Origin of the sequence: Mycobacterium sp. (genome assembly GCF_008709575.1) — a bacterium.
In the GTDB taxonomy this organism is placed as follows: Bacteria; Actinomycetota; Actinomycetes; order Mycobacteriales; family Mycobacteriaceae; genus Mycobacterium.
In genome coordinates, this window is record NZ_VYIK01000193.1 from 585 (window position 1) to 1,044 (window position 460).

Annotated in this window: 1 pseudogene; it reads right to left on the minus strand. The window is 64.1% G+C overall.

Annotation, left to right across the window (positions count from 1 at the left end):
- Positions 1-203 (minus strand): annotated as a pseudogene (locus tag F6Q13_RS17805) (NAD(P)H-dependent glycerol-3-phosphate dehydrogenase); the annotation flags it as partial.
- Positions 204-460: the final 257 nt, after the last annotated feature.

Consider the following 460-nt stretch of genomic DNA (forward strand, 5'->3'; position numbering starts at 1 on the left):
GCGCGCAGGGTCTCGCTCAGCTCGACGTCGCTGCCGAGATAGCGGCTGTTGCTGTGGTTTTCGTTGATGTCTTTCGCCGTCTCCTCCGAGCGCACCCACTGCAAGGTGGGCCCGCGGCGTGCGCAGATGGACGCGATTGTGGTTCCCCAGGAGCCCCCGCCGAGGACGACGACGTGGGGTTGGCGCTGAGCCGGTGTTTCCATAATCGCCTTTGTTGCAACTACGAGGCTCGTGACTTCTCAGACATCGCCATCCTCACCGACGCGACGGGCTCAGGCTTCCCCCGAACGGGGCACTTTTTGCTCTCCCTCCTCGGGGCATGCCCCCAAATCCGGCCCTGGAAGACACCGAACACCTGCACCGGGCCCGGACCGACCCTTCCTCGGGGGTTGCCACGACGGCCCAGTGAATGTTACGTTTCTGCATCATCTGATGTCACCACGTGCCGATGCGCGCAACG